The following is a 24,832-nucleotide window of genomic DNA, read 5'->3' on the forward strand; positions in this document are numbered from 1 at the left end:
CCTCACTGGCACGCTGGGCCGCATCAAAAGCAACAGCCACCCTCGCCTGCAACCCACAGATCGCCGACTTCAAATCCTCCAACTCTCGAAGCTGATCAATCAGCTCCCCGGTATGGGCGCTCAAGGGAAACGAGCCGATGGCAACGATGCAATCAGCCACGCCTGACAAGGGCGCGCCAGTTCCTATCGCCTGCCCGCCCTCAATCTGTTCCATACCCCCAACTCTTCCAACCAACAACAGCACCCAAAAGGCACCGTCAGCCCTATGTGGAAAAGCCAGCCAATCCCTAGGCCGCAGCCAACACCACCCGCGCCCGCACCGTGATCGCAGCACCCAGGACCAGGGCAGCAGCGACGGCAGCAGCGATCGCCGTCGGGAATGACTCGGGGGCGTCGGAGCTGCGGCCAACGGTGATCCACGCCAAGCCCCATGCGATGGCAGCGGCCAATGCAAGCCTGCCGTGGCCTTTGACGGCCAAAGCCACCCCAACCGCCGCAACAACTGCCAGCACGGCAACCGACCACAGCTCGGGCCGCAGACCAAAGCCGGAGAAACCAAAGGCCTTCAACGCCGCCGCAATATTGGCGCACACGGCCACACTGGTCCAGCCGAGGTAGAGCCCCACGGTTCCGTCCACCACCACAGCTTCAACCCACGAGTAAGAGCGCGTCTGGCTGTACCGCAGAAAGGCCAGGACCAACGTCACCAGAAGTGCCAGAATCACCAGAACGCTGACAAGAAGCCAACCAGCCTGGACGGACAGGATCCACGCGGCGTTAAGGATCATGGACACGGCAACGACCCAGCCCAGGGCGCGCTGCCGGGGATTTGAGCGCTGCGATGGCAGCCACTGCCACACGGTGTACCCAATCAGCCCTGCGTACACCACGGACCAGATCGAGAAGGCGGGCGTAGCCGGTGCGAGCAGGGTGGAGTCGGCTGCCAAGGCACCGCCTGCGGCCTGCGCAATGGGCGTCCCACCAAAGACGCCGACGCCGATCATCGAGCCAACGATGCAGACAACCAGGCTGGCTGTCACAGTGATTTGCCGCCTGAAATCAGGGCTTCCGGTTGCCATGTGCTGAGCCTCTTTCCTTCTGGGCTGTACGGTTTCATGCATTCGCGGGGTCCGTGACTTACTATCAAATTGCTAGTGAAGCGAGCTTTACGCTTATCGAAGGAACATCGGATGGATACGGAAGGCCACGCAAGGGGCTATTGGTACGGAAAAGACCCTGGACAGAAGGCCATCGCCATTGATGTCCTGAACGCACTGAGGGACTATCGGGCCTCCGAACAAGCGATGCGCCGCCGGACACGTTCCTCCATGGGGATGGGCGAGAAAGACTTGCTGGCACTGCGTTACCTGTTTGAGGCCGAAGCTGCCGGGAGGGTAATGAAGCCGAAGGACCTGGGGGACAAGCTGGGGATAACGTCGGCATCCATGACAACGTTGATCGACCGGTTGGTGGAGTCGGGCCATATCCGGCGGGAGCCGCACCCCACGGACCGCCGCGCACTGGTTCTGAAGGCCACGCCGGGGTCGGACCAGGAAGTGCGCCACACCTTGGGCGGGATGCACCGCCGGATGCTGGACGCTGCTTCTGCACTGAGCTCCGACGAGTCCCGCGTCGTGGTGGACTTCCTCCTGCACATGCGGGAGGCGATGGACACCATCGATGAAGACCCCGAGGAGCCAGCCGGGTCATGACGTGAGGCTCCAGTGCAGGATCAGAATGAGCGTCACCAGGAATCCTGAACCGTAGTTAAGCCAGATGAACCGCCGCCATGCGGCATTGGTGCGCGCCGCCGTCGGATCCGTCACGTTCCAGTACGGCGCGCAGTTGACGATGTACGGTATGGCGATGACCGCCGCGAGCGGCCCGGGCCACGGGGTCGCCAGCATGGCCAGGCCGGCTACCAGCCACAGCACGACGGCGAGCCGCACCGTTCGGCGGGCACCGATGACTGTCGCTATGGATCCGATGCCGGCCTGCCGGTCGGGTTCGATGTCCTGGACGGCGCCGAAGGCATGTGCGGCCATTCCCCAGAGGAAGAACGCGGCCAGCAGGATGATGAGTCCGGGCGTCACCTCGGCGCCGGCAATCGCAAGGCCGACGACGGCGGGACTTACGAAGTGCGTACTGGACGTTATTGAGTCCAAGACCGGGCGCTCCTTGAAGCGGAGTCCGGCTACGGAGTATGCCACCACCGCGAACGCGCTCGCCAGCAACGGCAGCCACGCGGACGGGCCTCCCGCGAGCGCCAGCACCAGAAGGAACGGAATGTTGGTGATGGCGGCGAGCCACAGCATGGGCCGGTGGAGCCGTGGTTGGAGCAGGGCGCCTTCGATGCCGCCTTTGCGTGGGTTTTTCAGGTCGGATTCGTAGTCGAAGACGTCGTTGATGCCGTACATGGCCAGGTTGTACGGGATCAGGAAGTAGAACGTTCCCACCACCAGAACCCAGTCGATCTGGCGGGTGGTCAGCAGCATGGCCGCGGCGAACGGATAGGCGGTGTTGATCCAGCTGACGGGGCGTGATGCCAGCAGCGCCTGGGGAATGAGGCCTTTGAGCCTGGGCTCCCCGTGACGGCGCTCGCTGCCGCCGCGCGCACGTCGTCGGGTCAGCCATATCCATAGGCCAGGGAGTGCCACCACGCCGGCCAGCGGATAGGCAAAGTCCTCAATGGGTGCCAGGCCAACCGTGACACCCAAGAGGTGCGAAGTGTCGTAGTGGAAGAGCTCCATCCCGATCATGACGGAGTCGAACACCGCAGTCAGGACAGCGAGGGCCGCGAAAGCCAGGCCCGCGGCTTGCCAATGCCGGCGGGACTCACCGCGGCGGGATCCCTGGCAGGCAAAAGCAACCCCCGCCACCACTGCCGCGGCCACGAAGAGGAGTGCGAGCCAAAGGTAGGTCATACGTTTTCACGCTCCCTCTCGCGACGCTTCCCCGGCACAGGGAACAGGAGCCGCCGGGCACCGGTGTACAGCACCATGGTGCACAGGGTCAGGAAAAGCAGAAATACGGGTTCCTCGATGGGCAGCTCCGGAGCAAGCAGGATACCCGTGGCGACGTTCCCTTCTCCGCGGAGGAAGATCCCCAGCCCGATGCCGGCCGCGTCCCAGCCGAGGAAGAACAACAGCCCGACGGCGGTCACGGTCGCCGCTGCTTTTGCGTTGTGCCAGAAAAACAGCCGGAATCTGTGGTCGAGCAGCAGCATGCAGGTGATGCCGAGCAACAACGAAACCAGGTAAAGGACACCCATCAGCCAATCCTGCTGGCTACGGGCCTCACGCTGACAGGGCCGGTGCTGTGGTCTCCGCGGATTCTTTTCAGGACCAGCTCGGCACTGATCAGGCACATGGGTACGCCGACGCCCGGAGCGGTAGTGGCTCCCGCGTAGTAGAGCCCTTGCACGCGCTTTGAGGCATTCTGTGCCCGGAACATGGCGCTTTGTCCCAGGGTGTGTGCCGGTCCCAACATGCCGCCGCGCCAGGAGTTGTAGTCCCGGGCAAAGTCGGCTGGACCGATCGTGTGCCGGACAACGATCCGTTCGCGAAGGTCGGGGATGTCGGCCCACTCGACGATCTGCCCGATGGCTGCGTCGGCGGTTCGTTCGATGAGGATGTCGCCGGTTCCGTCCGGGCCGCCGGAACCGAGTGCCGGATCGGCTGGGACCGGGACCAGGACAAAGAGATTCTCATGGCCGGCGGGAGCCACAGCGGAATCTGTGGCGCTGGGTTTGCAGACGTAAATCGACGCAGGATCGGGAATGCTGGTTTCCGCTCCGAAGATGGAAGCGAAGTTCGCTTCCCAATCCCGGGTGAAGAACAGTGAATGGTGCGGCAGTTCCGGGAGTTTGCCCTTGACTCCCAGCATCACCAGGACGGCGCCCGGTCCGCTGGTACGCCGCTGCCACCAGGAATTGGGGTAGCTGCGGTCCCGCACGCCCAGAAGCTGGGTTTCGGTGTGGTGCAGGTCGGCGCCGGAGACCACCAGGTCCGCCACGATGTAGTGTTCATTCCCCGAGGTATCGCGCCACGTCACCCCGGTCACTTCGCGGTGGTCCTTGCCGGAGAGGGCCGCGGGAAGCTTCACGCCGTCAAAGCGGCCCACTTTCTTGGTCCGTGTGGTTTCGCGGGTGGTGATCTTGAGGGCTTGGGCACCGGTGTGGATGCGGACCCCTGCTTCGAGAGCCAAGGCCTCAAGCCGGTTCACGAGTTCCCGGAAACCTCCCATGGGGTACTGCACGCCGTCGCCCAGGTCCAAGGCACTCATGAGGTGGTACATCGCCGGCGCGTCGGAGGGGCTTGTGCCAAGGAAAACGGCCGGGTAGCCCAGCACTTGCCGCAGGACCGGATGCTGGAAGCGATGGGCCACGTACTTGTCCAAGGGAGTCAGGAGAAGTTGCGCCAGTTTGGGCAGGCTCCGCAGCACCTCGGGCTGGAGCAGGGCTTGGAGCTTGGTGAAGGGGTTGTAGAGGAAAAAGCGCTCGGCCATCTCTGTGGTGTGGCGTGCCGATGCCAGGTAGGCGGAGAGCTCCTTGGCGCTTCCGGGCTCCACTTTTTCGAACGTCTCCAGAACCTGTTCGCTGCCCAAGGGGACGGTCAACGGCTCCGGCCGGCCGCCGTCGTCGTGAGGTTCGCTGAAGACGCGGTAGGCGGGACTCAGGGTGCGCAAGTCCAACTGTTCCGCAGTGCTGGTGCCCAAAAGCTCGAAGAAGTGGTCGAAAACGCCCGGCATGAGGTACCAGGAGGGTCCGGTATCGAAGCGGAAGCCGTTGCGTTCCATGCTTCCAGCCCGGCCGCCCATTTCGCTGCGCTGCTCCAGGAGTTGGACCTCGTGTCCTTCGTGGGCGAGCAGTGCGGCGGTGGCAAGCCCAGCGATGCCACCGCCGATCACGACTGTCCGTTTCATCGGTGCAGCTCCATCCAGGTTGAGGCGACGGCACGTGCGGCGAGACCGGCTTTCACCGCATCGGGAACACGGACCCGTGAACGGTAGAGCTCGTCCACGGTGGTCTGTTCGATCTTGTCCGTCAGGGCAGTAAAAAGCGATAGGGCGCTGCGGACAGCTGCCCGGGCGTCATGCGGCAGGAGCGGGATGACGGCGTTGGCATCGGCCAGCTGGGCCCTGATGGTGCGCACCCATCTCATGCGGTCCCGGTCCTCCAGATGCTCGGACGTGCCCAGGTAGTTCCGGCCGAGGCGCGTGGTGTCATCGGCGAGGTCGCGAAGAAAGTTGATGTTCTGGAAAGCAGCTCCCAGGCGGCTGGCGCCGTACTGGAGGGCCTCGGCGCCGCCGTCGTCGATGTTTTCATCCCGCATGAAGACGCGTAAGCACATCAGCCCCACCACCTCGGCGGAACCGTGGACGTAACCTTGGTGCGCATCGGCGTCGAAGCGGAGGGGACCCGCCGGGGCAGAAGAGCGCTCGCCGAGGTCGGTGCGCATCGATTCGAAGAACGGATCGATCAGGGAACCGTCGATCCGGGCCGCCCTGGCGGTCTGTGCGAACGCATGGATGATGAGATCGCTGCTGTAGCCAAGTTTCACGGCGCGGTGGGTCTCATCGATGAAGTGCGACAGGGCATCGCACTGTTCCTGGTAGCTGAGCCCCGCCTCGGCGGTGACACCGTCCACGAGTTCGTCCGCGACGCGCACCAGGGCGTAGATGTTGCGCACATGTTGGCGGTGCCGCGGCCCCAGCAGTTTGCAGGCCAGGCCGAACGATGTCGAGTAAGCCGCAATGACCTGGTTGGCGGCACTCTCGGCGGTCCGGGTGAATTGGGTAAGAGAGGTGTCCATGGCGACGCTCATGACTGCCGTCCTTCCAGTTGCCCGGCGAGATCAAGCAAAACCCGGCACACGCCCGGCGGAATGGTGCTGCTCGTGAGATCGGTGAAGGCCTGCATCTGTTCCTTGATGAGACCGTTGACGAAGGTCTCGGCCCCGCAGTCGGCCAGTTGGCGGCGGACACGCTCGCACTCGGCGCCATTGAGTTCTGACCTGCCAAAGAACGGCTCGATATCCGCCCATGACGAGGTGGTGCGGGCATGGGCGATGATCGCTGTTTCCTTGCCTTCGCGAAGATCCGAAAAAGGATCCTTGCCGTGCTGGCGAGGATCCCCGAACGTGGACAGGAGGTCGTCCTGGAGCTGGAAGGCCAGGCCCAGATGGCGGCCGGCGGTAGCGAGCGCATTTTCGACGGCGAAGTCGGCACCTGCCAGCGCTGCGGCGGCCCGCAAGGGAAGCTCGAAGGTGTAGGTGGCCGTCTTGTAGCCGCACATGACGAGGATGGTTTCGAGGCCGGGGTCGATGATTCCGTCGCCCAGGCCAACATCCAGCTGCTCACCAGCCACTGTTTCGTTGATGGTGTGTTCCAGGAGATCCAGTAGGCGCAACCTGAGCGTGTGGGGGAGGTCTGCCCGGGCGAAGGCTTGGTGGGTGGCCGCGAGGAGCATGTCCCCCATGAGGATGCCGCCGGTTTGGGCCCAGTGGAGGTCGCTGCCTTCACGGGCGCCTTCAATGGTGTTCCGGGGAAGCGCCTGGGCCTCGGCGAGGAGGGAACCGATGAGGTTGGGGTGCCCGCGCCGGACGAGGTCGCCGTCGATCACGTCGTCGTGCAGCAGGAAGGAGTAGTGGAGGAGTTCGATCGCGGCGGCAATGCTGATGGCAGTTTCGCGGCGGTTTGTCCCGGGTTGCCGGAGGGCGTCGAAAGTTTCCATCAACAGCAGGGGTCGGACGAATTTTCCGCCGAGGACGTTGTGGCCTGCGAGTTCCCAGAGCCTGGTGAAGTGGGGGCCATAGGCAGTGGCTGCGCCGGCCCGTTTGCCGATGAGGCTGCTTAGCTCATCTTCGATCGCGATGCAGAGGTCGGTGCGGCTGCGTAAAGCGCCGGAGGTGACGGTCATGCTTTTGCTCCGGTCCCGGGCTGGAGTGCCCGTGCCTCAAGGAGTTGCGGGAATTGAAGGCCCAGCCAGGGGCTGAAAACGGCTGGGCTGCGCTCCAGGGATCTCGCCAGCAGTGCCGGAGACATCCACGCCCAGTCCGCCACCTCGGCGGGGTTGGGGTCTACCTCACCGCTGATCCGGGCGACATAGACGGGGCAGATCTCGTTCTCCACGATGCCGGTTGGGTCAACGGCCCTGTAGCGGAAGTGGGGGAGGGCGAGTTCAATCCTGTTGGCGTCCACTCCCAGTTCGAAGTGTGCACGGCGCGTTACCGCGTCCAGGGGATCTTCGCCTGGGCCGGGGTGACCGCAGAAGCTGTTGGTCCAGATTCCGGGCCAGGTTTTCTTTTCCGGCGAACGGCGGGTCAGGAGGATTTCGCCGTCGTCGTTGAGGAGGTAGCAGGAAAACGCAAGGTGGAGCGGCGTTTCCCGGGTGTGCACCCGGGATTTGGGGGCCTCGCCGATGGGCCTGCCGGCGTCGTCAAGGAGGACCACCATCTCTGTCGCGTTCATCCTGTGCCTTCCTCCCAGTGCAGATATTGCTAGACAAGCTAGAAGAAAGGCTACCATGTAAGAAGTTGGGTGTAACATACTCAGCATGTCCAGTCCTGAAGATATGCCGGAGACTTCCGGCTTCCCGGTGCCGGCCGGGATCTATCACCTGGACGCGAACGATCCCCATCACCAATTGATTGACCGGTCCGGTCTTTCGGAAGGCGATGTCCGGCAAATCAGCGAACTCATGGCCTCGCTCGGAAGGCTCCGCGACGCCGAACAGCGGCTCGCCGATGCTTCCCTCCGTTACATGAAACTGAACCAATCCGACATGCGCGCACTGCACTACCTCATCGTCTGCGCCAACCAAGGCGTCATCGCCACCCCCGGAGCGATAGCCTCCCACTTGAATATTTCGACGGCGTCCACCACCAAGTTGCTCGACCGGCTTGAGCGCGGCGGCCATGTCACCAGGCATGCGCACCCGTCCGACCGAAGAGCCCTTGCGATAGCCATCACCCCGGAAACCCACGCTGCGGCCATGCGGACTGTGGGCAAGCAGCAGGCCGGGCGGTTCCTGGCGGCCGCCCGACTCGCCCCGGAGGAGCGCGAGGTCGTGACACGGTTCCTGGGTGACATGGCGCAGGAAATTGAGGTCGGCGACGCGACCTGGGCTGCGACCTCCGGCTAAGGACCCCTGCGATTCAGGCAGGAAGTGTGAGCCAGCTGACATTTTTCTCTGTAAGATTCGAGGCAAGGCCCGCATGCGGCGGGCCGGCAGTTGTCTGGCTTCGCCAGCGGGGGACACACAAAGGAATAATTGATGGCTCAAGAAGCGGGCTCTCTTTCACCGGATAATGACGCGCACGGCAGCAAACAGGAGGGCTCGGGGGAGATGCCCTTCGCGGACGAACTGACCATGCGGGCTCAGGTCCTGGACATCATCGAGTCCATTCTTGAGGACGCCGAACCACGCAGCGAGGGAGCCAGGAACAAGCTCCGGGAGCTGCTTGATGCGCGTCCGGACGATCCCGAGGGTGCCCTGCTGCAGCACTTGCTCCTCACCCGCAAGGCAACAGAGCCGGCGGCCACCGTTCCTGTCCAGATTGAGCACGCCAACCTGCACCTGGAGTCCTCCGATGCTTCGCGGACCGTCCTGGTTCCCGTCAGTCACGATGTCCGTGCCGGCATTCAATCCGTCCTGGCCGACAAGCTCCTCCTGACCGCTTTCCAGCCAGTCCATTCCCTCCCCAAAGGCGAGCCGATCGGCGTCGAAGCCTTGACCCGGTTCATTGGTGAGGACGGTGCCGGCGCCGACGTTTGGTTCAGTGAAGCCGCCGCTGCGGGACTGGGAACCGAACTGGAGATAGCTGCACTGCATTGCGCGCTGATGGCCGCGCACGACGTCCCGGAAAACATGTTCGTCGCGTTGAACCTGACCCCCGCTACCTCGCGCGATCCCAGGGTGCGGAACCTGCTGGCGGCTGCTGCCTTGGCGCCGGAAAGAATTATCGTTGAATTGACCGGTGGCCTCGAAGCGATCGCGGCCCAACCGGACGGTGAAGGCCTCGAACGGCTCCGTGCCTTGGGGCTGCGGGTCTCGATCAGTGCTTCGGGCGCCGCCTTGGTTTCGTTGGACAGCATTGAGCAACTCCGGCCCGACATCATCAAGCTGGACCGCCACCTGATTGAAGGAATCGCAAGCAACGAGGGCCAGAAGCTCCGGGCGGGGGCAATTGTGGAGCTCGCCCGCGATATCGGTGCGGAGGTCCACGCACAGGGCATCGAAACGGCCGAGGAACTTGAGGAAGTCACGGCACTGAACGTCACCGCAGCGCAGGGGTACTTGCTGGGACGCCCTTCGGTCCATCCGCTGGACTGGTCGGCCTGGAGCGTCCGCGCCCAGACGGAACCTCAGCGCGCGGGCTGACTATCGCTGAACTGACGACGCCGGCCCTCACGAGGGCGGAGCCTCGCCTGCGCGGGTCCTCGCCTGTGCGGCGCTTATCCGGGCTTGTGATGGGTACGGTATCCCTATGGCTGCATCCCGGGAAAAGGCGGACACCGGTTCCACCCTGCTGACCGTCATCATTGCCTCCGCGGCGAACACCTTGGTTGCCGCTGCGAAATCGGTGGCGGCCGCACTCACGGGATCTGCGTCCATGACTGCCGAGGCCGCGCACTCCTGGGCGGACACCGGAAACCAGGTGTTCCTCTTCATGGCGGAGCGCCGATCACAACGTCCTAGGGATAAGGGCCACCCCATGGGATATGGCCGGGAAGCCTATGTCTGGTCCATGTTCGCGGCCTTCGGACTGTTCACCGCCGGGGCCGTGGTCTCCATCATGCACGGAATCCAGCAGATCATTGATCCGGAGCCCGCATCGGACTTCCTGATTGCCTATCTGGTGCTGGCCGTGGCTTTCGTCCTGGAAGGCCTTTCCTTCGTCCAGGCCTTCCGCCAGACCCGCAAGGCGGCCAGGGAGTTGGAACGCAGAACCTTGGAGCAGGTTTTGGTCAGCTCCGATCCGACGCTGCGTGCGGTTTTCGCCGAGGATGCCGCCGCGCTGGTTGGCCTGGTCATCGCCTTTACCGGAGTGTTCCTCCATCAGGTCACGGGATCGCCGGTCCCGGACGCAGTGGGCTCGATTGTGGTCGGCGTCCTGTTGGCGGTTGTTGCCGTGGTGCTGATCGACCGCAATCGACGGTTCCTGGTGGGCCAGGGGGTTACCCCGGACATCGAACGTTCCATGGGCCGGCAGTTGCTGGAGCACAAGGACATCGCCCGGCTCACGTACCTGCATCTGGAGTTCGTCGGCCCCCGCAAGCTCTACCTCGTGGCAGCGGTGGATCTCCAAGGCGACCATCCGGAACACGAGGTCGCCGTCGTGCTGCGCAGGATCGAGAGTGAGCTGGAGGGACACGAAACCGTGGAGGAGGCAGTGTTGACGCTGGCCACCCCGGATGAAGTGTCGCTGAAGCCATAGCGCTGTTGCAGGAAACGGCTATGGCGCAGTTTCCATCAGCCGTTGCATCTGCCCGCCGGCGTCACTCCCGGGTGCTGGCGTATAGACCACGATATGCAGGTCTGGCCGGTCCGACGGCGAAACCTGGTGATGCTCGAGCTGGAGCACTCCCACAGCCGGATGATGGAACAACCGTTCACGGGATTCGAAGCCGAGGATGTCGTAGCGGTCCCAACTCTCCTGGAACTCCGGGCTGGCCTCCTTGAGTCGTTCCACTTGGTAGGCAACGTCCGGATCACCCAGGCGTTGCCCTGTTTCGGCCCGGAATTCGGCGAGGAACCTTTTGCTGGTGACATCCCAGTCCGGCAGCAGATCCCGGACATAGGGGTCGGTGAACACCAGCCACAAAAGGTTCCTGTCGGCGGCGTCGAACGTTCCGATGTTTGGATACAGCGCCTCATAGGCGCGGTTCCACCCTGCCACGCCCCAATCGGGGGAAAGAGCGTACGAAGGGTTGGGGTCCAAAGCGTCCAGCAGCCGCTGCACGTGGGCGGGCGCATCAGCGGCCACAGGCCCCTTGGGCAACGCTGAGGAGTAGCCACCCAACGAGAGCACGTAGCCCAATCCTGTATCGGAGAGGTGCAAGGCGCGTGCCACGGATTCCAGGACCTGGCGGGAGGGGCTGATATCGCGGCCTTGCTCCAGCCACGTGTACCAAGTGACGCTGACCCCGGAGAGGAAGGCGACTTCTTCCCTTCGGAGCCCGCGCTCGCGGGAGCGCCCCACAGGAGGGAGCCCGTAGTCGGAGCGCAGTGCCTGGTTCCGGCGGGTCCTGAGGTAGAGCCCCAGTTCCTTTCGCCTCTCGTCTTTCACGCTGACAACACTATTACTCTGGTACTTTCAGTACTAGTAGTGACACCGTCTTCCCGGGACCCGCCCCGACAATCAGGATGGTACTTATGCCTGCACTTCGCTCTAAAACAGTTACCCACGGCCGCAACATGGCCGGCGCCCGCGCACTGCTGCGCGCTTCCGGCGTCGCCAACTCGGACATCGGCAAGCCAATCATCGCCGTCGCCAACTCCTTCACCGAGTTCGTCCCCGGCCACACGCACCTCGCGCCCGTGGGCAGGATCGTCTCCGACGCGATCCTTGCTGCCGGTGCCGTGCCGCGTGAGTTCAACACCATTGCCGTCGACGACGGCATCGCCATGGGCCACTCAGGCATGCTCTATTCGCTGCCCTCCCGCGACCTGATCGCAGACTCTGTTGAGTACATGGTCAACGCACACTGCGCCGACGCACTGGTCTGCATCTCCAACTGCGACAAGATCACCCCCGGCATGCTCATGGCCGCGCTGCGTCTGAACATCCCGGTGGTCTTCGTTTCCGGTGGCCCCATGGAGGCCGGCCGCGTGACCCTGACTGACGGTTCCGTGCGCTCCTTGGACCTGGTGAACGCGATTGCCGACGCAGTGGACGAGTCCATCTCCGATGAAGACATCAACCTCATCGAAGAGAACGCCTGCCCCACCTGTGGATCCTGCTCCGGCATGTTTACGGCCAACTCCATGAACTGTCTTGCCGAGGCCATCGGCCTGGCCCTGCCGGGCAACGGCTCCGTGCTCGCCACCCACACCGCGCGCAAGGCGCTCTATGAGAAGGCCGGCGCCACGATCGTCGACCTCGTCAAGCGCTATTACGACGGCGACGACGACTCCGTACTGCCGCGCAACATCGCCACCGCCGAGGCCTTCGACAACGCCATGGCGCTCGACATCTCCATGGGCGGCTCCACCAACACCATCCTGCACCTGCTGGCGGCGGCCCAGGAAGCAGGCGTGGACTACGGCCTGGCCGAAATGGACGCCAAGTCCCGCCAGGTTCCGTGCCTTGCCAAGGTGGCTCCGAACGTCGCCGGAAACAAGACCTACTACATGGAGGATGTGCACCGCGCAGGTGGCATCCCCGCACTGCTCGGTGAGCTGAACCGCGGCGGCCTCCTGCACAAGAACGTCCACTCGGTGCACTCCAACGACCTCGACGGCTGGCTGGACGACTGGGACATCCGCGGCGGCAAGGCTACCGGGGAAGCCCAGGCCCTGTGGCACGCTGCACCCGGTGGCGTCCGTTCCTCCACGGCGTTCTCGCAGTCGAACGAATGGACCTCCCTGGACACCGACGCCGAGGGTGGCTGCATCCGCTCCGTGGAGCACGCCTTCTCCAAGGACGGCGGCCTTGCCGTGCTGCGCGGCAACATCGCCGTGGACGGCGCCGTGGTGAAGACCGCGGGCGTGGACGAGTCCATCTGGAAGTTCGAAGGGCCTGCCATTGTGTGCGAGTCCCAGGACGAGGCCGTTGAAATGATCCTGAACAAGACCGTCAAGGAAGGCGACGTAGTGGTCATCCGCTACGAAGGCCCCCGTGGCGGTCCGGGCATGCAGGAAATGCTCTACCCGACGTCCTTCCTCAAGGGCCGTGGCTTGGGCAAGAAGTGCGCCCTCATCACCGACGGGCGCTTCTCAGGGGGTACCTCCGGACTGTCGATCGGCCACATCTCACCGGAGGCTGCCTCCGGTGGAGAGATCGCCCTGGTGGAGAACGGCGACATCATCAGCATCGACATCACCCAGCGTTCGCTGGAGTTGAAGGTCTCCGAGGAGATCCTGGCCGAGCGCCGCGAGAAGCTCCTGGTCAACGGCGGCTACAAGCCCAAGAACCGCGACCGCCAAGTGTCCCCGGCCCTGCGTGCCTACGCTGCCATGGCATTGTCCGCTGACAAGGGCGCCGTTCGCGACGTCTCCCTGGTGGAGAACCTCTAGTACTGGAGAGCCCCTAGCCCCGTAGTTTCGATTCACCCTCCGCGTAGCTATCCAAAAGTTTGCGTGCATGCTCGCCGAGGGGACCCTCCTGGGACAGGGCGGACCTCATGCCCTCAAGCTTCTCCTCTCCTGCCGGGAAGGGGGGAAGCAGGGGGATGTTGGGGTCCGTCCTGACCTCCAGGATCACGGGCCGGTCAGCAGTAAGCGCGAAGTCCCAGGCCTCGCCAAGTTTGCTGGGGTCCTCCACGCGCACCCCGGCCAAGCCCAGCAACTCGCCATAGGCGGCGAAGGGGAAGTCCGGGAGCTCCTGGCTTGCTGGGAAGCGCGGTTCGGCCTCGGTTTCGCGCTGCTCCCAGGAGACCTCGGCCAAGTCACGGTTGTTGAAGACGCACACCACAAACCGTGGATCCGCCCAGTTCCGCCAGCGATGAGCCACGGTGATCAGCTCGGCCAAGCCCAGCATCTGCATCCCGCCGTCCCCTGCCAATGCCACGAGTGGCCGCTCGGGGTGGGCGAGCTTGGCGGCCAGGCCGTACGGAATGGCGCAGCCCATGCTGGCGAGTGTGCCGCTGAGGTGGGCGGGGACTCCCGGCGGGAGGATCAATTGGCGCGCGTACCAGTAAACGCAACTGCCGACGTCGATACTCAGTTGGGCGTCGTCGGGGAGCCTGCCGCTGAGCTCGCGGACCACCAACTCGGGGTTTACCGGCTCAGCGGGGAGGTTGGCGCGTTCTTCTGAAAGGTGCCGCCAGGCGCTGACCTGGGTTTCGACGTCGGAACGCCACTGGGCGCGCTGGCTTTCCTTCTCCTGCTGCTTGGCATCGAGGCGGACGGACAGCTGTTGCAGGGTTTCGGCAGCGTCGCCCACCAAGCCCAGCTCCACCGGGTAGCGGTTGGCGATTTTACGTCCGTCGATGTCGATCTGGACCGCCCTGGCCTGTCCCGGTTTGGGGTAGAACTCGGTCCAGGGGTCATTGGATCCAATGATCAGCAGGGTGTCGCAGTTCTCCAGGAGATGCGAGCTCGCCGTTGTACCGAGGTGGCCCATGGTCCCGGCGGCGAAGGGCAGGGTTTCGTCCACGTAGGGCTTCCCGAGCAGGCTGGTGGTGATGCCCGCGTTGAGCTTTTCTGCCAGCTGAACCACTTCGTCCCGGGCTTTCCTTGCGCCCTGGCCAACGAAGAAGGCAATCCGCTCACCTTGGGAGAGGATTTCGACCGCGGCCTCCAGTTCTTCCTCGCGGGGCATCACGCGGGCGGGGTGCCACACGGGGGCTGTCACCACGATGCCATGTTCGGGTTCGAGCTCCGGGGCTTCGGCAGTCTGCAGGTCGTGCGGGACGATGACCACGCACGGTGTGCGGGTTTCGAGGGCAGTCCGGAAGGCCCGGTCGATCAGCATCGGAACCTGCTCCGCGGAACTGGCCAGTTGCGCGAACTGGGCGGCAACGTCCTTGAAGAGCGTGAGCAGGTCGATTTCCTGCATGTAGGCCGAACCCAGAACGGTCCGGCTCTGTTGTCCGATGATCGCGACTACCGGGACGCCGTCCATTTTCGCGTCGTAGAGCCCGTTGAGCAGGTGGACTGCGCCCGGGCCTTGGGTGGAGGTGACCACGCCAACGCCCCCGGTGTACTTCCCGTGGCCCACTGCCATGAATGCTGCAGCTTCCTCGTGCCGGGCTTGGACGAACTCCACCTCGCCTTCGGTGCGGCGCAGGGCTCCCATGAAGCCGTTGATCCCATCGCCGCTGTAGCCGAACACCCTGTTAACGCCCCAAGCCTTGAGCCGTTCCACGATCAGATCCGAAACCGTTCGCTGAGTCATGCCCCCATAGTAAGCATACTGATGGATTCTGCGGCAGGCAGAGGGGGTGGTCAGGCGTAGACGAACTCCAGGAGCTGCACGATCGAGGCGCACTCCCGCGGGGGATCCTTCGTCAGCCAGGCCGCGTATACGGGGAGTGTTGGCGCGTCCCTGACCGGGCGATAAACGACTCCGCGTCGGCGGTATTGGTGGGCCGTGGACTCTGCCGTGATCCCGCGGGCGGAACCGCTGCCGATGACGGTCAACCAATCGTCGATGTCACCAATGGGAATGACTTGCTGCGGTCGCATCTCCGCAGGCCACAGCTCCAGGGTGGTGCTTCCGGTCCGCAAGTCCATGGCCACGGGACCCGCGGCGATTTGTGCCAGGCTGACACTCCGGCGGGAAGCCAGAGGATCGTCGGCGGACAAGGCGCAGTAGCGCTTTTCCTCGCCGATGCGGACATGTTCGACGCCGGTCGCTCCCGGAAGGCGACGAAGGATGGCAAGGTCTGTGGTCCCGTCCAGCAACCCGCCGCTGGGTGTATTGGAACGGACCAGTTGCAGCTCGGTGGCGGGGAAGCGCTCCCGCCACTGGCGCTGGAACGCGGTGGTGTGCTCACCCAGCGCTGACCAGGCGTAGCCGATCCGCACCAGTCCGGCGTCGCCGCGGGCTTCGCGTTCAAGCTCTGACAGCAGCGCCAGGATCCGCCGGGCCTTCGCGAGCGCACGCTCACCGGCCGGGGTCAGTTTGACCATGCGGGTTGTCCGCTCCAGCAGCGTAGCGCCGATGGCCTGCTCGAGGGCTGCGATATTACGTGAAACGGCTGCTTGCGACATTCGCAGGGCAATTGCGGCATCCGTAAACGTGCCCTCGTCAACTACTGCTGCCAAGCACCGCAGTTGTCGAAACTCCACGTCCATGATGCCCATCCTATTCATGCATCCGCCGCATAAATAGGGTCATTCATGCATTTAGCGACTGATTCTTTACGGCGCACACTCTCACCATGAACAGAAGCGCAGCGGCGGGCGGAACCGCCACTCTGGTGGCCAGTGCTCTCTCCAACCAACTCGGAGCAGCGACCGGATCACTCGCGTTTCCGGTGATGGGGCCAGTAGGTGTGGTGGCCGTCCGCCAGCTTGTGGCTGCGGCAGTCCTGCTTCCGACCGTGCGACCCAAGCTGCGGGAGCTGAGCTGGCAGCAATGGTGGCCCGTGCTCCTGTTGGCACTGTCTTTCGGAACCATGAACCTGGGACTGTATGCCTCGATCCAGCGGATTGGCCTGGGCCTTGCCGTGACTTTGGAGTTCCTGGGCCCGTTGGCCGTAGCTTTGATCAGCTCGAGGCAGAAGGCGGGCGCCTTCTGTGCCATCGCCGCAGCTGCTGGTGTAGTACTCATTACCCGCCCCGAAGCCTCCACCGACTTCGTGGGCATTGGCTTCGGCCTGATGGCAGCATGCAGTTGGGCCGCCTACATCCTCCTCAACCGGGTGGTGGGCCGTCGCATTCAAGGCATCCAGGGCACGGCGGCCGCCTCGGGGGTGTCGGCGACGCTCTTCCTGCCTGTCGCCGTCGTCGTTTTCCTGAGCCGGCCAGTGGACGGTCTGGCGGTCCTGTGCGCCGTGGGGGCGGGCGTCTTGGCCTCGGTCCTGCCCTATGTTGCGGACCTGATCGCCCTGCGGCGCGTTCCGGCGAGCCTCTTCGGCATCCTGATGAGCGTCAATCCCGTGTTCGCCGCGATCATCGGAGCGCTGGTGCTGCGGCAGGAGTTGGAGCTGATGCAGTGGGCGGGAATTGCTTTGATCGTGGCCGCCAACGTGGGCGTGCTGCTGCTGGGGCGTTCAAAGCTCAACGATCCTGAGCCCGGCTGAACGAACTGATCCAGCCCTCGCCCAACCAGGCTGCATATTTGGAATCACTCCATCCGCGCTGCTCCACCAGCCTGCTCCAGAGCGCTCCATCCATAGTGGCGAAGAGGATGTCCCTGCATTCGTCTTCGGTGGTTGCGAGTTGCCCTGTTGCAGCCGCAGCCGCAGCGTAACGCGTGGCAACGTCCAGGCGGCGCCCGGCCCATTCTTCAAGCATTCGTGCAGCATCGGGTTCGGTGGCGGCGGCGCCGGTCAAGGCGTCCAGGAGGGGTGCCATGCGCCTGTTGTTGGCAGTGACAAAGATGGCATGCCGGCGGATTCTGGCGATCAGGTCCGGCTCGGCGAGGATGGCCTGCATTTCGGGCCTGTCGTACAGTGCATGCTGGTCTTCGTCCCCGCGGAAATCCACATACCAAACCTGGCGCAGCAATGCGGATTTGTTCCTGAAAGCTGCGTAAACAGTCTCAGCAGCCACGCCTGCTTCGAGGGCGATCTGTTTGATGGTCGTCTGGCCGTACCCCTGCGTGATGAACAGAGCCCGGGCGGCCGAGATGATGCGGACGCGCGTCTCATTGGCCTGCTCGCGGCGGCGGGACGAGTCGTACTGCCTCTTGTTCGCTTCTTTCATTGGATGCATAATAACAGTATTCAAAACAGTTCAACTATATTGAAATCTGGCGAATGTCATGGATACCAGTGCAGTCCCGGTGGCCGTTGATCACTTCCTGGCCGAAGTCCTGCCCAAGCAGCGGGGGCTGACCACTGCTTTGCACCGCGGAGATCCCGGCCCCCGGATAGCCATGTGGTCCCACGATGACCCCGTGACCTTGTTCGGAGCCCAGTTTGAGGGCGTGGGCTGGGTGGAGCTTGAGGACAAGTTCCGCCAGGCGGCAAAGGGTTTTGGGGGAGCCCTGGGATTCGAGTTCGATGTGGTGGCCGCGGGCGTTAGCGGCTCGTTGGCCTACGTGGTTGGCTACGAGCACAGCAGCACCGTGGTTGACGGCAAGCCTGCCACCTACACAATGAGAACCACGCACATCTACCGCTTTGAGGAGAACGAGTGGCGGATCATTCACCGGCACTCCGACATTCCCGGACCGCGCTAGCCTGCGTTGCTGAGGTCTTGCAGGGGCGCGTCCCCCGAGGATCCCCGTACCTGCAGCTCCGAGGGCACTTGATGAACCCTCCCGGGCAAGTCCGGTGCGGAAAGACGCTGCAGGATGAACTTTCCGGCCTCGACGCCCACTGCCAGGTTGCCGTTGTCCACGGAGGTCAGGGAGAGGTGCCGGATCTTGGCCAGGTAGGTGTTGTCGTAGCCCACGAGTGAAAGGTCTTCGGGTACGGACAGGCCCAGGTCGTCGGCCGCGGACAGTGCGCCAATGCAGGCGATGTCGTTGTAGGCAAAGATCGCGGTTGGCCTGTCCTTTCCGGACAAGAGCCGGCTGGCGGCGGCGTAGGCGCTTTCCTCGCTCACGCCGCCGGCCACCACCACCGGCTCGAGTCCGACGCCGCGCATGGTCCGTTCGAACGATTCCCGCCGGATTCTGCCTACCTCGGCCGGGCCCTGCAGGTGTGCAATCCTCCGGTGCCCGAGCGCAAGGAGGTGTTCGGTCGCCTGGCGCGCACCGGCGTCGTCATCGTTGACGACTATGTCGACGCCGGGCAGCACGGGTTCGCGGGTTCCAGCCAGGACCACAGGGACAGTCTGCGCGGCCTTTTCGATCGCGCTGGATTCCATAGTGGTGCCGACCACCACCAGTCCATCAATCCGCTGCTCCAGCAGGGTCTCCACGGAACTGCGCCCCACGCGGTTGTCGGTGTAGGAGTCCGCCAGGACCGGTGAGACCCCCGCTGCATGCAGCGATGCCGTGAGCCCCTCCAACAGCTCCACGAACCAGGGGTTGCGGATGTCGTTGAGCATCACGCCAATGGTTCCGCTTCTCGGGCCGGACAGGCGCTGGGCCAGCCTGTTGGGCCGGTACCCCAATTGCTCCATGGCTTCCAGAACTGCCCGACGGCGGCTCTCACTCACGTTCGGCGAGCCCTGAAGGACCAGTGAGACCAAGGATTTGGAGACCCCCGCAGCGCTCGCGACGTCGCGGATGGTGGGCTTGGTGGGCGGCATGCAGTATCTCCTCTCGCCAGCTTCCATCAAGCTTAGGGGCTTGACGCGTTGTGCTTGTCACCTCCATTATGGACCGGTCCAAGTAATTTCCAAAGAGTCAATGAGGATCTTTCAATGAGTGCACCGAATTCGCGGCAATTGGTCGCCGGAATGGTCGGAGGCGGTCCGGGCGCCGACATCGGCAAGACCCACCGCTACGCCATGCGGCTGGACGGCCACTACGATCTCCGGGCTGGAATCTTCGGGCGGGATAAGAGCAGCTCCCGGGCCACCGCCGTCGAACTCGGCGTGGAGCCGGACCGCAACTACGGCGACATCCAGACGATGGCCGCCGCCGAAGCCGCCCGGGAGGACGGCGTGGATGTGGTTGTGGTCGCGACCCCGAACGACAGCCACTTCGAGATCGCGCGGACGTTCCTGCAAAAGGGCATCTCCGTGGTGTGCGAAAAGCCGCTGACCCGGGACTCCGCAACCGCGGCCGAGCTGGTCCGGGTCGCCGGGGAGAATAACGCCATCCTGGCTGTCCCGCACTGCTATTCCGCCTACGCCATGGTCCGCCAGGCGGCCCGGATGGTACGCAATGGCGAGCTGGGCGCCATCCGCTTTGTCGACGTCGAGCACGCCTCCGGTTGGGCAGCAACGCCGCTCGAGAATGAGGGCCACAAGCAGGCCAAGTGGCGGACGAATCCGGACATTGCCGGCTTCCCGAGCGTCGTGGGAGACCTCGGCACGCACGCCTTCCACTTGCTCCGCTACATCACTGGACTCGAAGCCGAGCGCTTGTCCGGCCGCTTACAGACGTTCGTGCCTGGGCGCCGCGTCTTCGATAACGCCACCGTGGAACTCGAACTGACTGGCTCGGTTCCAGCGCGGCTGTGGGCCAGCATGGCTGCAACCGGCCACAACCACGGCCTCCGCATCCGGGTGTACGGAGAGAAGGGCAGCCTGGAGTGGCAGCACGAGGACCCGCACCACCTCAGGGTCCAGGACCTCGGCGGCGCCACCACCATCCTGACGCACGGGCTCAGCACCCTGCACGACGACGCGTCCCGGCTCACGCGGGTCGGCCTGGGCCACCCGGAGGGCTTCCTTGAGGCCTTTGCCAACTTCTACTCGGACCTCGCCGAGGTTCTGCGCGCCCGTCGCGACGGCACGCCGCTCCAGGAGCGTGAGTTGTCCTTCCCCAGGGGCGTGGACGGCTTGATCGGTGTCCAGTTCGTCGAGGCCGTCGCCGCGTCGCACCACGATGACTCCGCGTGGACAGTCCCCACGTCCGCCCTGGAGACATCTGACCTAGAGAAAGCAGTAGTCTGACATGCCCCGTTTCGCCCTTATCGGAGCCGGCTTCATTGGTTCCGTTCACGCCGCCAACCTCGCAGCACACCCGGGGATCGACTTCCGGCTGGTGTACGACGTCGACCAACAGCGCGCAGAAACCCTCGCCGCCGCGCATGGCGCCTCAGCCGCAACGACGCTCGAGGAGGTCTTTGATCCTGAGGCGATCGACGCCGTCTTCATCGCCTCCTCCACCGATACCCACGCCGAGCACCTTCGCCGGGCGGCCGCCGTCGGAATTGCAGCGCTGTGCGAGAAGCCGATCGACCTCGACCTGGACCAGGCGCGCGAGACCGCCGCCTTCGCCCGGGAAGCCGGGGTGCCCGTCATGGTGGACTTCAACCGCCGCTTCGACCGCGACTACGCCGAGCTCAAGCGCGTGGTGGATTCGGGGGAGATCGGCGCGGTGGAGCTCATCCAGCTCACCTCGCGCGGCCCGTCCATGCCGCCGTTGTCCTACATCGCTGTCTCCGGTGGGCAGATGCGCGACCAGACCGTCCACTTCTTCGACCTCGCGCGCTGGCTCTCCGGCCTGGACCCGGTGGAGGTTTTCGCCACCGGCTCGGCTTTGGCGGAGCCCGGCGTCGCGGCCTACGACGACGTCGACACCTCCGCGGTCACGTTGCGGCTCCCCGGCGGGGCGTTGGTCCAGATTGACTCGGTGCGCCGCACGGGCTACGGGTATGACGAGCGGATCGAGATCATGGGGTCCGAGGGGATGGTGGAAGCCCGCCGGCACCGAAACGGAGCGGTGTCCCGGTATGCGGGCACATCCGTGGTGGAGGACGGGCTTCACCCGGGCTGGTTCGAGCGGGTGCAGCCAACGTATGCCGCGGCCCTCGCAGCTTTCGTGGCTTCTCTGGACGGAGGCACCGCCCCGACCCCTTCACTCGAGGACGGCCTGAAAGCTCAAGCCATCGCCGAAGCGGCCGTGCTTTCCCTCCGTTCCGGCCGCCTGGAACCCATCAAGTACTGAACCCAAGTAGGGGACAGCACATGTCGCACTGGGTGCTCGTAGCGACGTTTGCTGTCCCCTACTTGGGGGAGAAAGCGGCGCGGAAGGCGGCAAGGGCTGCATCTCCCGCTTCGACGCTCTCCCCGCCCACGGCTCCCGCCTCCATGCCGATCACTCCTGTATATCCCACCTCACGGAGTGCCTTGGCAATGGCCCGGTAGTTGATCTCCCCGGTCCCGGGTTCGAAGCGCCCGGGAACGTCGGCCACCTGGATCTCGCCCGTGAACGGTTGGGCTGTGCGGACCAGCTCGATCAGGTTCCCCTCGCCGATCTGTGCGTGATAGAGGTCCAGCATCATCTTGACGTTGGGGTGGTCCACGGCCTGCACCAGTGCCAGGGTGTCCTTGGCCCGGGCGAGCGGAATCCCCGGGTGGTCGAGGATCGTGTTGAGGTTCTCCAACGCGAACGTGATGCCGTGCTTTTCGCCCAGCGCGCCGAGCTGCTCGAGGGTGCGGAGGCCCGTCAGCCACATCTCCCCTGCGGAGCGATGGGTGGGCCGCACCGCACGGCCGCCCTCGCCCAGTTCGGCCGGGTGCACCACCATCCGTTCCACGCCCAACTCCAAGGCCGTCGGAATGAGCTTCTCCGCCGAAGCCAGGACCTCGTGGGCGTTGGCGGGATCGATGACGCTCCCGCCGAAGTAGCCACTCATGGATGAGAACCTGGCACCTGTTGCGGCAAGTGCGCCAATGTCCCGTCCCCGGGTGTCCCACAGTTCCACCTCGAAACCGTGGCCGTGGATCCTGCGCACGCGCTCAATCAGCGGCAGCTCGCCGTAGACCATTTCGGCGCAGACCGCGAGGCGGAAGCTCATGCGCCGGCTCCTTGGAGGACGAGGGCCGGCTCCGCAGCCTGTAGTTCTGCGATCTCCGAAACCTCAACCGGCAGTCCGGTCTCCGCGGATTTGAATGCAGCCAAAGCAACGGCCAGGGCATTCCGTGCGTCCGCTCCACCCGGCGCTGACACGGAGGAAGCTGCCACGGCGGCAGGCGGGGCGGCCGCCGTCGTGCGTTCTCCCGCGTAGCCGCGGCGTGCTGCGACGTCGTCCGCAAAGTGCGCGAGCTCCGCCGTGTACGCGTCGTGGAAGAGGTGGATGTTCAGGCGGGACGTCCCGGAGGCGATGCCTGCAGCGGTGTAGCTGGTGGCATTCGTGGCCTGCGGCGTTCCGACGGTGACCATGCCGGCCGAACCAAAGACCTCGCCGCGCACGTCGTAGCCGTACAGTGCATTGAAGTTCGCTTCCGCCACCGCGATGGCGCCGTTGCTGTAGGTGACGGTCACGACGGCGGTATCGAGCAGGCCGCCGGCCTTCGCCTCGGGTGCCACCAAGGCATCGGCGACGGCGTGCACCGTGACCGGGACGGCGCCCGGGTTGAGCCAGTTGAGGGTGTCGAAGTCGTGGATCAGGGTCTCCAGGAAGATGGTCCCCGGCGCGATTCGCTCCGGATTGCTGAGCCCGGCTTCCGTCCCGGGATCGCGGGTCAGGGAGCGGAGCAGCTGCGGAGTGCCCACTGTGCCGTCGTCGATGAGCTTGCGTGCCGCGGCGAAGTCGGCGGAGTAGCGGCGGTTGAAGCCAAAGCGGAGTACGACGCCGGCACTCGCCGCTGCGTCGATGGCCTCGTCCAGTTCGGCGATGGTTCGTCCGCCCGGCTTTTCGCAGAAGACGTCCTTCCCGGCCTGGGCGGCAGCGGTGATCAGCTCGGCATGGAAGCGCAGGGGTGAGGCGATGAGCACTGCGTCGACGTCCGGATCCGCCAGCACATCGGCAACGTCAGTACTGATCTTGGTGGTGCCAAGTTTGGTGGCAAGCTCCTGAACGGCAGGGAGGACGGGATCGACGATGGCTTCCAAGCGGGCATGGGGAACGCGGCGTGCGATGGACTCGGCGTGGAACCTGCCGATCCAGCCTGCGCCGATGACAGCGATGCGGACGGGGCGGTCTTCGGCTGCCGGGTGCTGGAGGTACGTCATTGGGTCTCCTTGTAGGGGGTCTAGATCGTTCTAGCTCTCATTATGGTCGCATGGTGGTGACCCTGGTGTCTAGATCGTTCTAGTAGCATCAGCGGGACAGCCGCAGTCGTTGGGTGATTCGGAAAAACTGCGGCAGGCCCCTCAAGAGTGCTGATTTTTCTGTCAAAAAGACCTTGCCGAAAAATATTCTTCAGAACTCCGCGTCATGTTTTGGGGGATCCGAGTACATATCCAGTGCCCATGTCATTGACCGCGTACAGCGCCGTTGCCCTTTTCGGCTGCGTCGCGTGTCATCGGCACAGTTGGCAGCGATGGGTGTGGCGGGTTCTGGGGCCCGCCCGGGGCGCCATCGCTGCGTGAACGGGCTAGTGCGGTCGGTCGTCTGAGTCGCGACCGACCGCACGACTCGTCAAGGGCTGCGCCCGGCTCCACCAGAGTAGATCGTTCTATAGACTGGCTCCCGAACAGAGGAGAGCCATGACGGGCAAACGGCCTACGTTGATGGACGTAGCGGAAGCGGCGGGGGTTTCCCGTGCCCTGGTTTCCATCGTGATGCGGGATGCTCCGGGCGCGTCGGAGGCCACCCGGCTCAAAGTGCGTGAAGCAGCCCGCGCACTCGGCTACAGGCCCGACAGCCGGGCCCGCCTTCTCCGCAGCAGCCGCACGAGGCTCCTGGGCGTCAGCTTCTCCACGGCGCAGGCCTTTCACGCCGAGATCGTGGATGCCGCCTATGCCGGTGCCACGCTCCGAGGCTACGACATCGCACTCAGCGCCGTGGCCAACGGGCGCCCAGAAGTACGGGCAGTGGAATCGCTGCTGGATCTCGGCTGCGAAGCCCTCATCATGATTTCCCCGACCCTCGCAGAGCAGGAGCTGGCCGCCTATGCTGCCCGCGTGCCCGTGGTCAGCCTTCTCAGGGACGACGTTGGCGATTCCGTGGACTCCGTCAGCAGCGACGACGACGCCGGCATCCGCCTGGCGATCGAGCACCTCACCTCAATGGGGCACCGAAAAATCGCTCATGTGGACGGCGGCGCGGCAGTTTCAGGGCCGCAACGCAGGGAGGCATTTGAGCAGGAGATGGCGCGTCACGGACTGCCCGCCCGCGTGATCTCCGGCGGCCCCACCGAAGAAGACGGCTTGCGCGCCGGTCGTGAGCTGCAGCAGGAGCTGCCCACCGCCGTCGTGGCTTTCAACGACCGCTGCGCGCTGGGCGTCTGGGAGAGTTTCCGGGCGGCCGGACTTCGGGTCCCGGAGGATGTGTCCGTCCTGGGATATGACGACAGCCAATTCGCCCGCCTCAGTTACGTGCAGTTGTCCTCCATCAGCCAGGACGCGCCGCTGCTGGCCCACGCTGCGGTGGACCGCGCCGTCGACCGCTTGGAAGGCACGACGCCGGCCACCCACCTGGTGCGGACACCGCACCTGGTGACCCGCCGCACCACAGGACCCGCGCCCTCCTAAGGCAGCGATGC

At 64.7% G+C, this 24,832-nt stretch carries 24 protein-coding genes and 1 pseudogene; 10 read left to right on the forward strand and 15 right to left on the reverse strand.

Going from position 1 to position 24,832, the window contains the following annotated elements:
* Positions 1-214, reverse strand: a pseudogene (locus ACFVSI_RS08950) (HNH endonuclease); the annotation flags it as partial.
* A 73-nt stretch (positions 215-287) separates the two neighbouring features.
* Positions 288-1,079, reverse strand: a complete 792-nt coding sequence (locus ACFVSI_RS08955; protein ID WP_387822118.1) for a tryptophan-rich sensory protein — start codon at positions 1,077-1,079, stop codon at positions 288-290.
* A 111-nt stretch (positions 1,080-1,190) separates the two neighbouring features.
* Between ACFVSI_RS08955 and ACFVSI_RS08960 the strand changes: the two genes are divergently transcribed.
* Complete coding sequence (locus ACFVSI_RS08960) at positions 1,191-1,712, forward strand: MarR family winged helix-turn-helix transcriptional regulator (RefSeq protein WP_387822121.1); 522 nt, start codon at positions 1,191-1,193, stop codon at positions 1,710-1,712.
* Here the strand turns inward: ACFVSI_RS08960 and ACFVSI_RS08965 are convergent.
* The 6 genes from ACFVSI_RS08965 to idi are packed head-to-tail and all read right to left on the reverse strand — an operon-like array spanning position 1,707 to position 7,470.
* Positions 1,707-2,924, reverse strand: a complete 1,218-nt coding sequence (locus tag ACFVSI_RS08965; protein ID WP_387822124.1) for a prenyltransferase — start codon at positions 2,922-2,924, stop codon at positions 1,707-1,709. The genes ACFVSI_RS08960 and ACFVSI_RS08965 overlap by 6 nt on opposite strands.
* On the reverse strand, positions 2,921-3,271 hold the full coding sequence (locus ACFVSI_RS08970) for a lycopene cyclase domain-containing protein (RefSeq protein WP_387822127.1): 351 nt from the start codon (positions 3,269-3,271) through the stop codon (positions 2,921-2,923). Before ACFVSI_RS08970 ends, ACFVSI_RS08965 begins: the two co-directional genes overlap by 4 nt.
* Positions 3,271-4,923, reverse strand: coding sequence for a phytoene desaturase family protein (crtI, locus tag ACFVSI_RS08975; protein WP_387822129.1), 1,653 nt, complete (start codon positions 4,921-4,923; stop codon positions 3,271-3,273). The genes ACFVSI_RS08970 and crtI overlap by 1 nt, the downstream gene beginning before the upstream one ends.
* Positions 4,920-5,825, reverse strand: coding sequence for a phytoene/squalene synthase family protein (locus ACFVSI_RS08980; RefSeq protein WP_387822131.1), 906 nt, complete (start codon positions 5,823-5,825; stop codon positions 4,920-4,922). The genes crtI and ACFVSI_RS08980 overlap by 4 nt, the downstream gene beginning before the upstream one ends.
* Positions 5,822-6,919: a polyprenyl synthetase family protein gene (locus tag ACFVSI_RS08985; RefSeq protein ID WP_387822134.1), complete on the reverse strand. Its 1,098-nt coding sequence runs from the start codon at positions 6,917-6,919 to the stop codon at positions 5,822-5,824. The genes ACFVSI_RS08980 and ACFVSI_RS08985 overlap by 4 nt, the downstream gene beginning before the upstream one ends.
* Positions 6,916-7,470 (reverse strand): isopentenyl-diphosphate Delta-isomerase, encoded by a 555-nt coding sequence (idi, locus tag ACFVSI_RS08990; protein ID WP_387822136.1) that lies wholly within the window; start codon positions 7,468-7,470, stop codon positions 6,916-6,918. Before idi ends, ACFVSI_RS08985 begins: the two co-directional genes overlap by 4 nt.
* A gap of 85 nt (positions 7,471-7,555) precedes the next feature.
* On the opposite strand from idi, the gene ACFVSI_RS08995 reads away from it, so the two are divergent.
* The 3 genes from ACFVSI_RS08995 (at position 7,556) to ACFVSI_RS09005 (ending at position 10,439) form a co-directional block, all read left to right on the forward strand.
* Positions 7,556-8,143, forward strand: coding sequence for a MarR family winged helix-turn-helix transcriptional regulator (locus tag ACFVSI_RS08995; protein ID WP_387822139.1), 588 nt, complete (start codon positions 7,556-7,558; stop codon positions 8,141-8,143).
* A gap of 132 nt (positions 8,144-8,275) precedes the next feature.
* Positions 8,276-9,382: an EAL domain-containing protein gene (locus ACFVSI_RS09000; RefSeq protein ID WP_387822142.1), complete on the forward strand. Its 1,107-nt coding sequence runs from the start codon at positions 8,276-8,278 to the stop codon at positions 9,380-9,382.
* A gap of 106 nt (positions 9,383-9,488) precedes the next feature.
* A complete protein-coding gene (locus ACFVSI_RS09005; RefSeq protein ID WP_387822144.1) occupies positions 9,489-10,439 on the forward strand; it encodes a cation diffusion facilitator family transporter in 951 nt (316 codons plus the stop codon).
* An 18-nt stretch (positions 10,440-10,457) separates the two neighbouring features.
* Here the strand turns inward: ACFVSI_RS09005 and ACFVSI_RS09010 are convergent, their stop codons facing one another.
* Positions 10,458-11,291 (reverse strand): helix-turn-helix transcriptional regulator, encoded by an 834-nt coding sequence (locus ACFVSI_RS09010; RefSeq protein ID WP_262276976.1) that lies wholly within the window; start codon positions 11,289-11,291, stop codon positions 10,458-10,460.
* Positions 11,292-11,377: 86 nt separating this feature from the next.
* Between ACFVSI_RS09010 and ilvD the strand changes: the two genes are divergently transcribed.
* Entirely contained in the window at positions 11,378-13,240 is a 1,863-nt protein-coding gene (ilvD, locus tag ACFVSI_RS09015) for a dihydroxy-acid dehydratase (RefSeq protein WP_387822147.1), read from the forward strand.
* A 13-nt stretch (positions 13,241-13,253) separates the two neighbouring features.
* On the opposite strand, the gene ACFVSI_RS09020 is transcribed toward ilvD, so the two are convergent.
* Positions 13,254-15,062 carry a thiamine pyrophosphate-requiring protein gene (locus ACFVSI_RS09020; RefSeq protein ID WP_387822150.1) on the reverse strand — a complete coding sequence of 603 codons (1,809 nt, stop codon included), beginning with the start codon at positions 15,060-15,062 and terminating at the stop codon, positions 13,254-13,256.
* A 50-nt stretch (positions 15,063-15,112) separates the two neighbouring features.
* Positions 15,113-15,964: a LysR family transcriptional regulator gene (locus tag ACFVSI_RS09025; RefSeq protein WP_387822152.1), complete on the reverse strand. Its 852-nt coding sequence runs from the start codon at positions 15,962-15,964 to the stop codon at positions 15,113-15,115.
* 86 nt (positions 15,965-16,050) lie between these two features.
* Here ACFVSI_RS09025 and ACFVSI_RS09030 point away from each other — a divergent pair, with 86 nt between their 5' ends.
* A complete protein-coding gene (locus ACFVSI_RS09030; protein WP_387822154.1) occupies positions 16,051-16,914 on the forward strand; it encodes a DMT family transporter in 864 nt (287 codons plus the stop codon).
* Here the strand turns inward: ACFVSI_RS09030 and ACFVSI_RS09035 are convergent.
* Positions 16,892-17,539: a TetR/AcrR family transcriptional regulator gene (locus tag ACFVSI_RS09035; protein WP_387822157.1), complete on the reverse strand. Its 648-nt coding sequence runs from the start codon at positions 17,537-17,539 to the stop codon at positions 16,892-16,894. The genes ACFVSI_RS09030 and ACFVSI_RS09035 overlap by 23 nt on opposite strands.
* Positions 17,540-17,597: 58 nt before the next feature.
* On the opposite strand from ACFVSI_RS09035, the gene ACFVSI_RS09040 reads away from it, so the two are divergent.
* Positions 17,598-18,017: a YybH family protein gene (locus tag ACFVSI_RS09040; protein WP_387822160.1), complete on the forward strand. Its 420-nt coding sequence runs from the start codon at positions 17,598-17,600 to the stop codon at positions 18,015-18,017.
* Here the strand turns inward: ACFVSI_RS09040 and ACFVSI_RS09045 are convergent.
* A complete protein-coding gene (locus ACFVSI_RS09045; RefSeq protein ID WP_387822163.1) occupies positions 18,014-19,036 on the reverse strand; it encodes a LacI family DNA-binding transcriptional regulator in 1,023 nt (340 codons plus the stop codon). The genes ACFVSI_RS09040 and ACFVSI_RS09045 overlap by 4 nt on opposite strands.
* A 114-nt stretch (positions 19,037-19,150) precedes the next feature.
* On the opposite strand from ACFVSI_RS09045, the gene ACFVSI_RS09050 reads away from it, so the two are divergent.
* Complete coding sequence (locus tag ACFVSI_RS09050) at positions 19,151-20,350, forward strand: Gfo/Idh/MocA family protein (RefSeq protein WP_387822166.1); 1,200 nt, start codon at positions 19,151-19,153, stop codon at positions 20,348-20,350.
* 1 nt (position 20,351) lies between these two features.
* The gene (locus tag ACFVSI_RS09055) at positions 20,352-21,347 is read left to right on the forward strand and encodes a Gfo/Idh/MocA family oxidoreductase (RefSeq protein ID WP_387822169.1); all 996 of its coding nucleotides are present in this window, start codon (positions 20,352-20,354) and stop codon (positions 21,345-21,347) included.
* Positions 21,348-21,405: 58 nt separating this feature from the next.
* On the opposite strand, the gene ACFVSI_RS09060 is transcribed toward ACFVSI_RS09055, so the two are convergent.
* Both ACFVSI_RS09060 and ACFVSI_RS09065 read right to left on the reverse strand, forming a co-directional pair.
* Positions 21,406-22,200 (reverse strand): TIM barrel protein, encoded by a 795-nt coding sequence (locus ACFVSI_RS09060; protein ID WP_387822171.1) that lies wholly within the window; start codon positions 22,198-22,200, stop codon positions 21,406-21,408.
* On the reverse strand, positions 22,197-23,357 hold the full coding sequence (locus ACFVSI_RS09065; RefSeq protein ID WP_387822174.1) for a Gfo/Idh/MocA family oxidoreductase: 1,161 nt from the start codon (positions 23,355-23,357) through the stop codon (positions 22,197-22,199). Before ACFVSI_RS09065 ends, ACFVSI_RS09060 begins: the two co-directional genes overlap by 4 nt.
* A 477-nt stretch (positions 23,358-23,834) precedes the next feature.
* Here ACFVSI_RS09065 and ACFVSI_RS09070 point away from each other — a divergent pair, with 477 nt between their 5' ends.
* Positions 23,835-24,821: a LacI family DNA-binding transcriptional regulator gene (locus ACFVSI_RS09070; RefSeq protein WP_387822176.1), complete on the forward strand. Its 987-nt coding sequence runs from the start codon at positions 23,835-23,837 to the stop codon at positions 24,819-24,821.
* The last annotated feature ends 11 nt before the right edge of the window (positions 24,822-24,832 follow it).

It is taken from the genome of Paenarthrobacter sp. NPDC057981, from assembly GCF_042886835.1.
In the GTDB taxonomy this organism is placed as follows: Bacteria; Actinomycetota; Actinomycetes; order Actinomycetales; family Micrococcaceae; genus Arthrobacter.

What these genes read in the sequence shown, in the direction of transcription:
- ACFVSI_RS09030 (WP_387822154.1), top strand. Translation starts at nt 16,051, where the DNA reads ATGAACAGAAGCGCAGCGGCGGGCGGAACCGCCACTCTGGTGGCCAGT.
- ACFVSI_RS09040 (WP_387822160.1), top strand. Translation starts at nt 17,598, where the DNA reads ATGGATACCAGTGCAGTCCCGGTGGCCGTTGATCACTTCCTGGCCGAA.
- ACFVSI_RS08955 (WP_387822118.1), bottom strand. Translation starts at nt 1,079, where the DNA reads ATGGCAACCGGAAGCCCTGATTTCAGGCGGCAAATCACTGTGACAGCC.
- ACFVSI_RS08960 (WP_387822121.1), top strand. Translation starts at nt 1,191, where the DNA reads ATGGATACGGAAGGCCACGCAAGGGGCTATTGGTACGGAAAAGACCCT.
- ACFVSI_RS08985 (WP_387822134.1), bottom strand. Translation starts at nt 6,919, where the DNA reads ATGACCGTCACCTCCGGCGCTTTACGCAGCCGCACCGACCTCTGCATC.
- ACFVSI_RS08970 (WP_387822127.1), bottom strand. Translation starts at nt 3,271, where the DNA reads ATGGGTGTCCTTTACCTGGTTTCGTTGTTGCTCGGCATCACCTGCATG.
- ACFVSI_RS09005 (WP_387822144.1), top strand. Translation starts at nt 9,489, where the DNA reads ATGGCTGCATCCCGGGAAAAGGCGGACACCGGTTCCACCCTGCTGACC.
- ACFVSI_RS09070 (WP_387822176.1), top strand. Translation starts at nt 23,835, where the DNA reads ATGACGGGCAAACGGCCTACGTTGATGGACGTAGCGGAAGCGGCGGGG.
- ACFVSI_RS09065 (WP_387822174.1), bottom strand. Translation starts at nt 23,357, where the DNA reads ATGACGTACCTCCAGCACCCGGCAGCCGAAGACCGCCCCGTCCGCATC.
- ACFVSI_RS09000 (WP_387822142.1), top strand. Translation starts at nt 8,276, where the DNA reads ATGGCTCAAGAAGCGGGCTCTCTTTCACCGGATAATGACGCGCACGGC.
- ACFVSI_RS08995 (WP_387822139.1), top strand. Translation starts at nt 7,556, where the DNA reads ATGTCCAGTCCTGAAGATATGCCGGAGACTTCCGGCTTCCCGGTGCCG.
- ACFVSI_RS09050 (WP_387822166.1), top strand. Translation starts at nt 19,151, where the DNA reads ATGAGTGCACCGAATTCGCGGCAATTGGTCGCCGGAATGGTCGGAGGC.
- ACFVSI_RS08980 (WP_387822131.1), bottom strand. Translation starts at nt 5,825, where the DNA reads ATGAGCGTCGCCATGGACACCTCTCTTACCCAATTCACCCGGACCGCC.
- idi (WP_387822136.1), bottom strand. Translation starts at nt 7,470, where the DNA reads ATGAACGCGACAGAGATGGTGGTCCTCCTTGACGACGCCGGCAGGCCC.
- ACFVSI_RS09060 (WP_387822171.1), bottom strand. Translation starts at nt 22,200, where the DNA reads ATGAGCTTCCGCCTCGCGGTCTGCGCCGAAATGGTCTACGGCGAGCTG.
- ACFVSI_RS09035 (WP_387822157.1), bottom strand. Translation starts at nt 17,539, where the DNA reads ATGAAAGAAGCGAACAAGAGGCAGTACGACTCGTCCCGCCGCCGCGAG.
- crtI (WP_387822129.1), bottom strand. Translation starts at nt 4,923, where the DNA reads ATGAAACGGACAGTCGTGATCGGCGGTGGCATCGCTGGGCTTGCCACC.
- ACFVSI_RS09045 (WP_387822163.1), bottom strand. Translation starts at nt 19,036, where the DNA reads ATGCCGCCCACCAAGCCCACCATCCGCGACGTCGCGAGCGCTGCGGGG.
- ACFVSI_RS09025 (WP_387822152.1), bottom strand. Translation starts at nt 15,964, where the DNA reads ATGGACGTGGAGTTTCGACAACTGCGGTGCTTGGCAGCAGTAGTTGAC.
- ACFVSI_RS08965 (WP_387822124.1), bottom strand. Translation starts at nt 2,924, where the DNA reads ATGACCTACCTTTGGCTCGCACTCCTCTTCGTGGCCGCGGCAGTGGTG.
- ACFVSI_RS09020 (WP_387822150.1), bottom strand. Translation starts at nt 15,062, where the DNA reads ATGACTCAGCGAACGGTTTCGGATCTGATCGTGGAACGGCTCAAGGCT.
- ACFVSI_RS09055 (WP_387822169.1), top strand. Translation starts at nt 20,352, where the DNA reads ATGCCCCGTTTCGCCCTTATCGGAGCCGGCTTCATTGGTTCCGTTCAC.
- ilvD (WP_387822147.1), top strand. Translation starts at nt 11,378, where the DNA reads ATGCCTGCACTTCGCTCTAAAACAGTTACCCACGGCCGCAACATGGCC.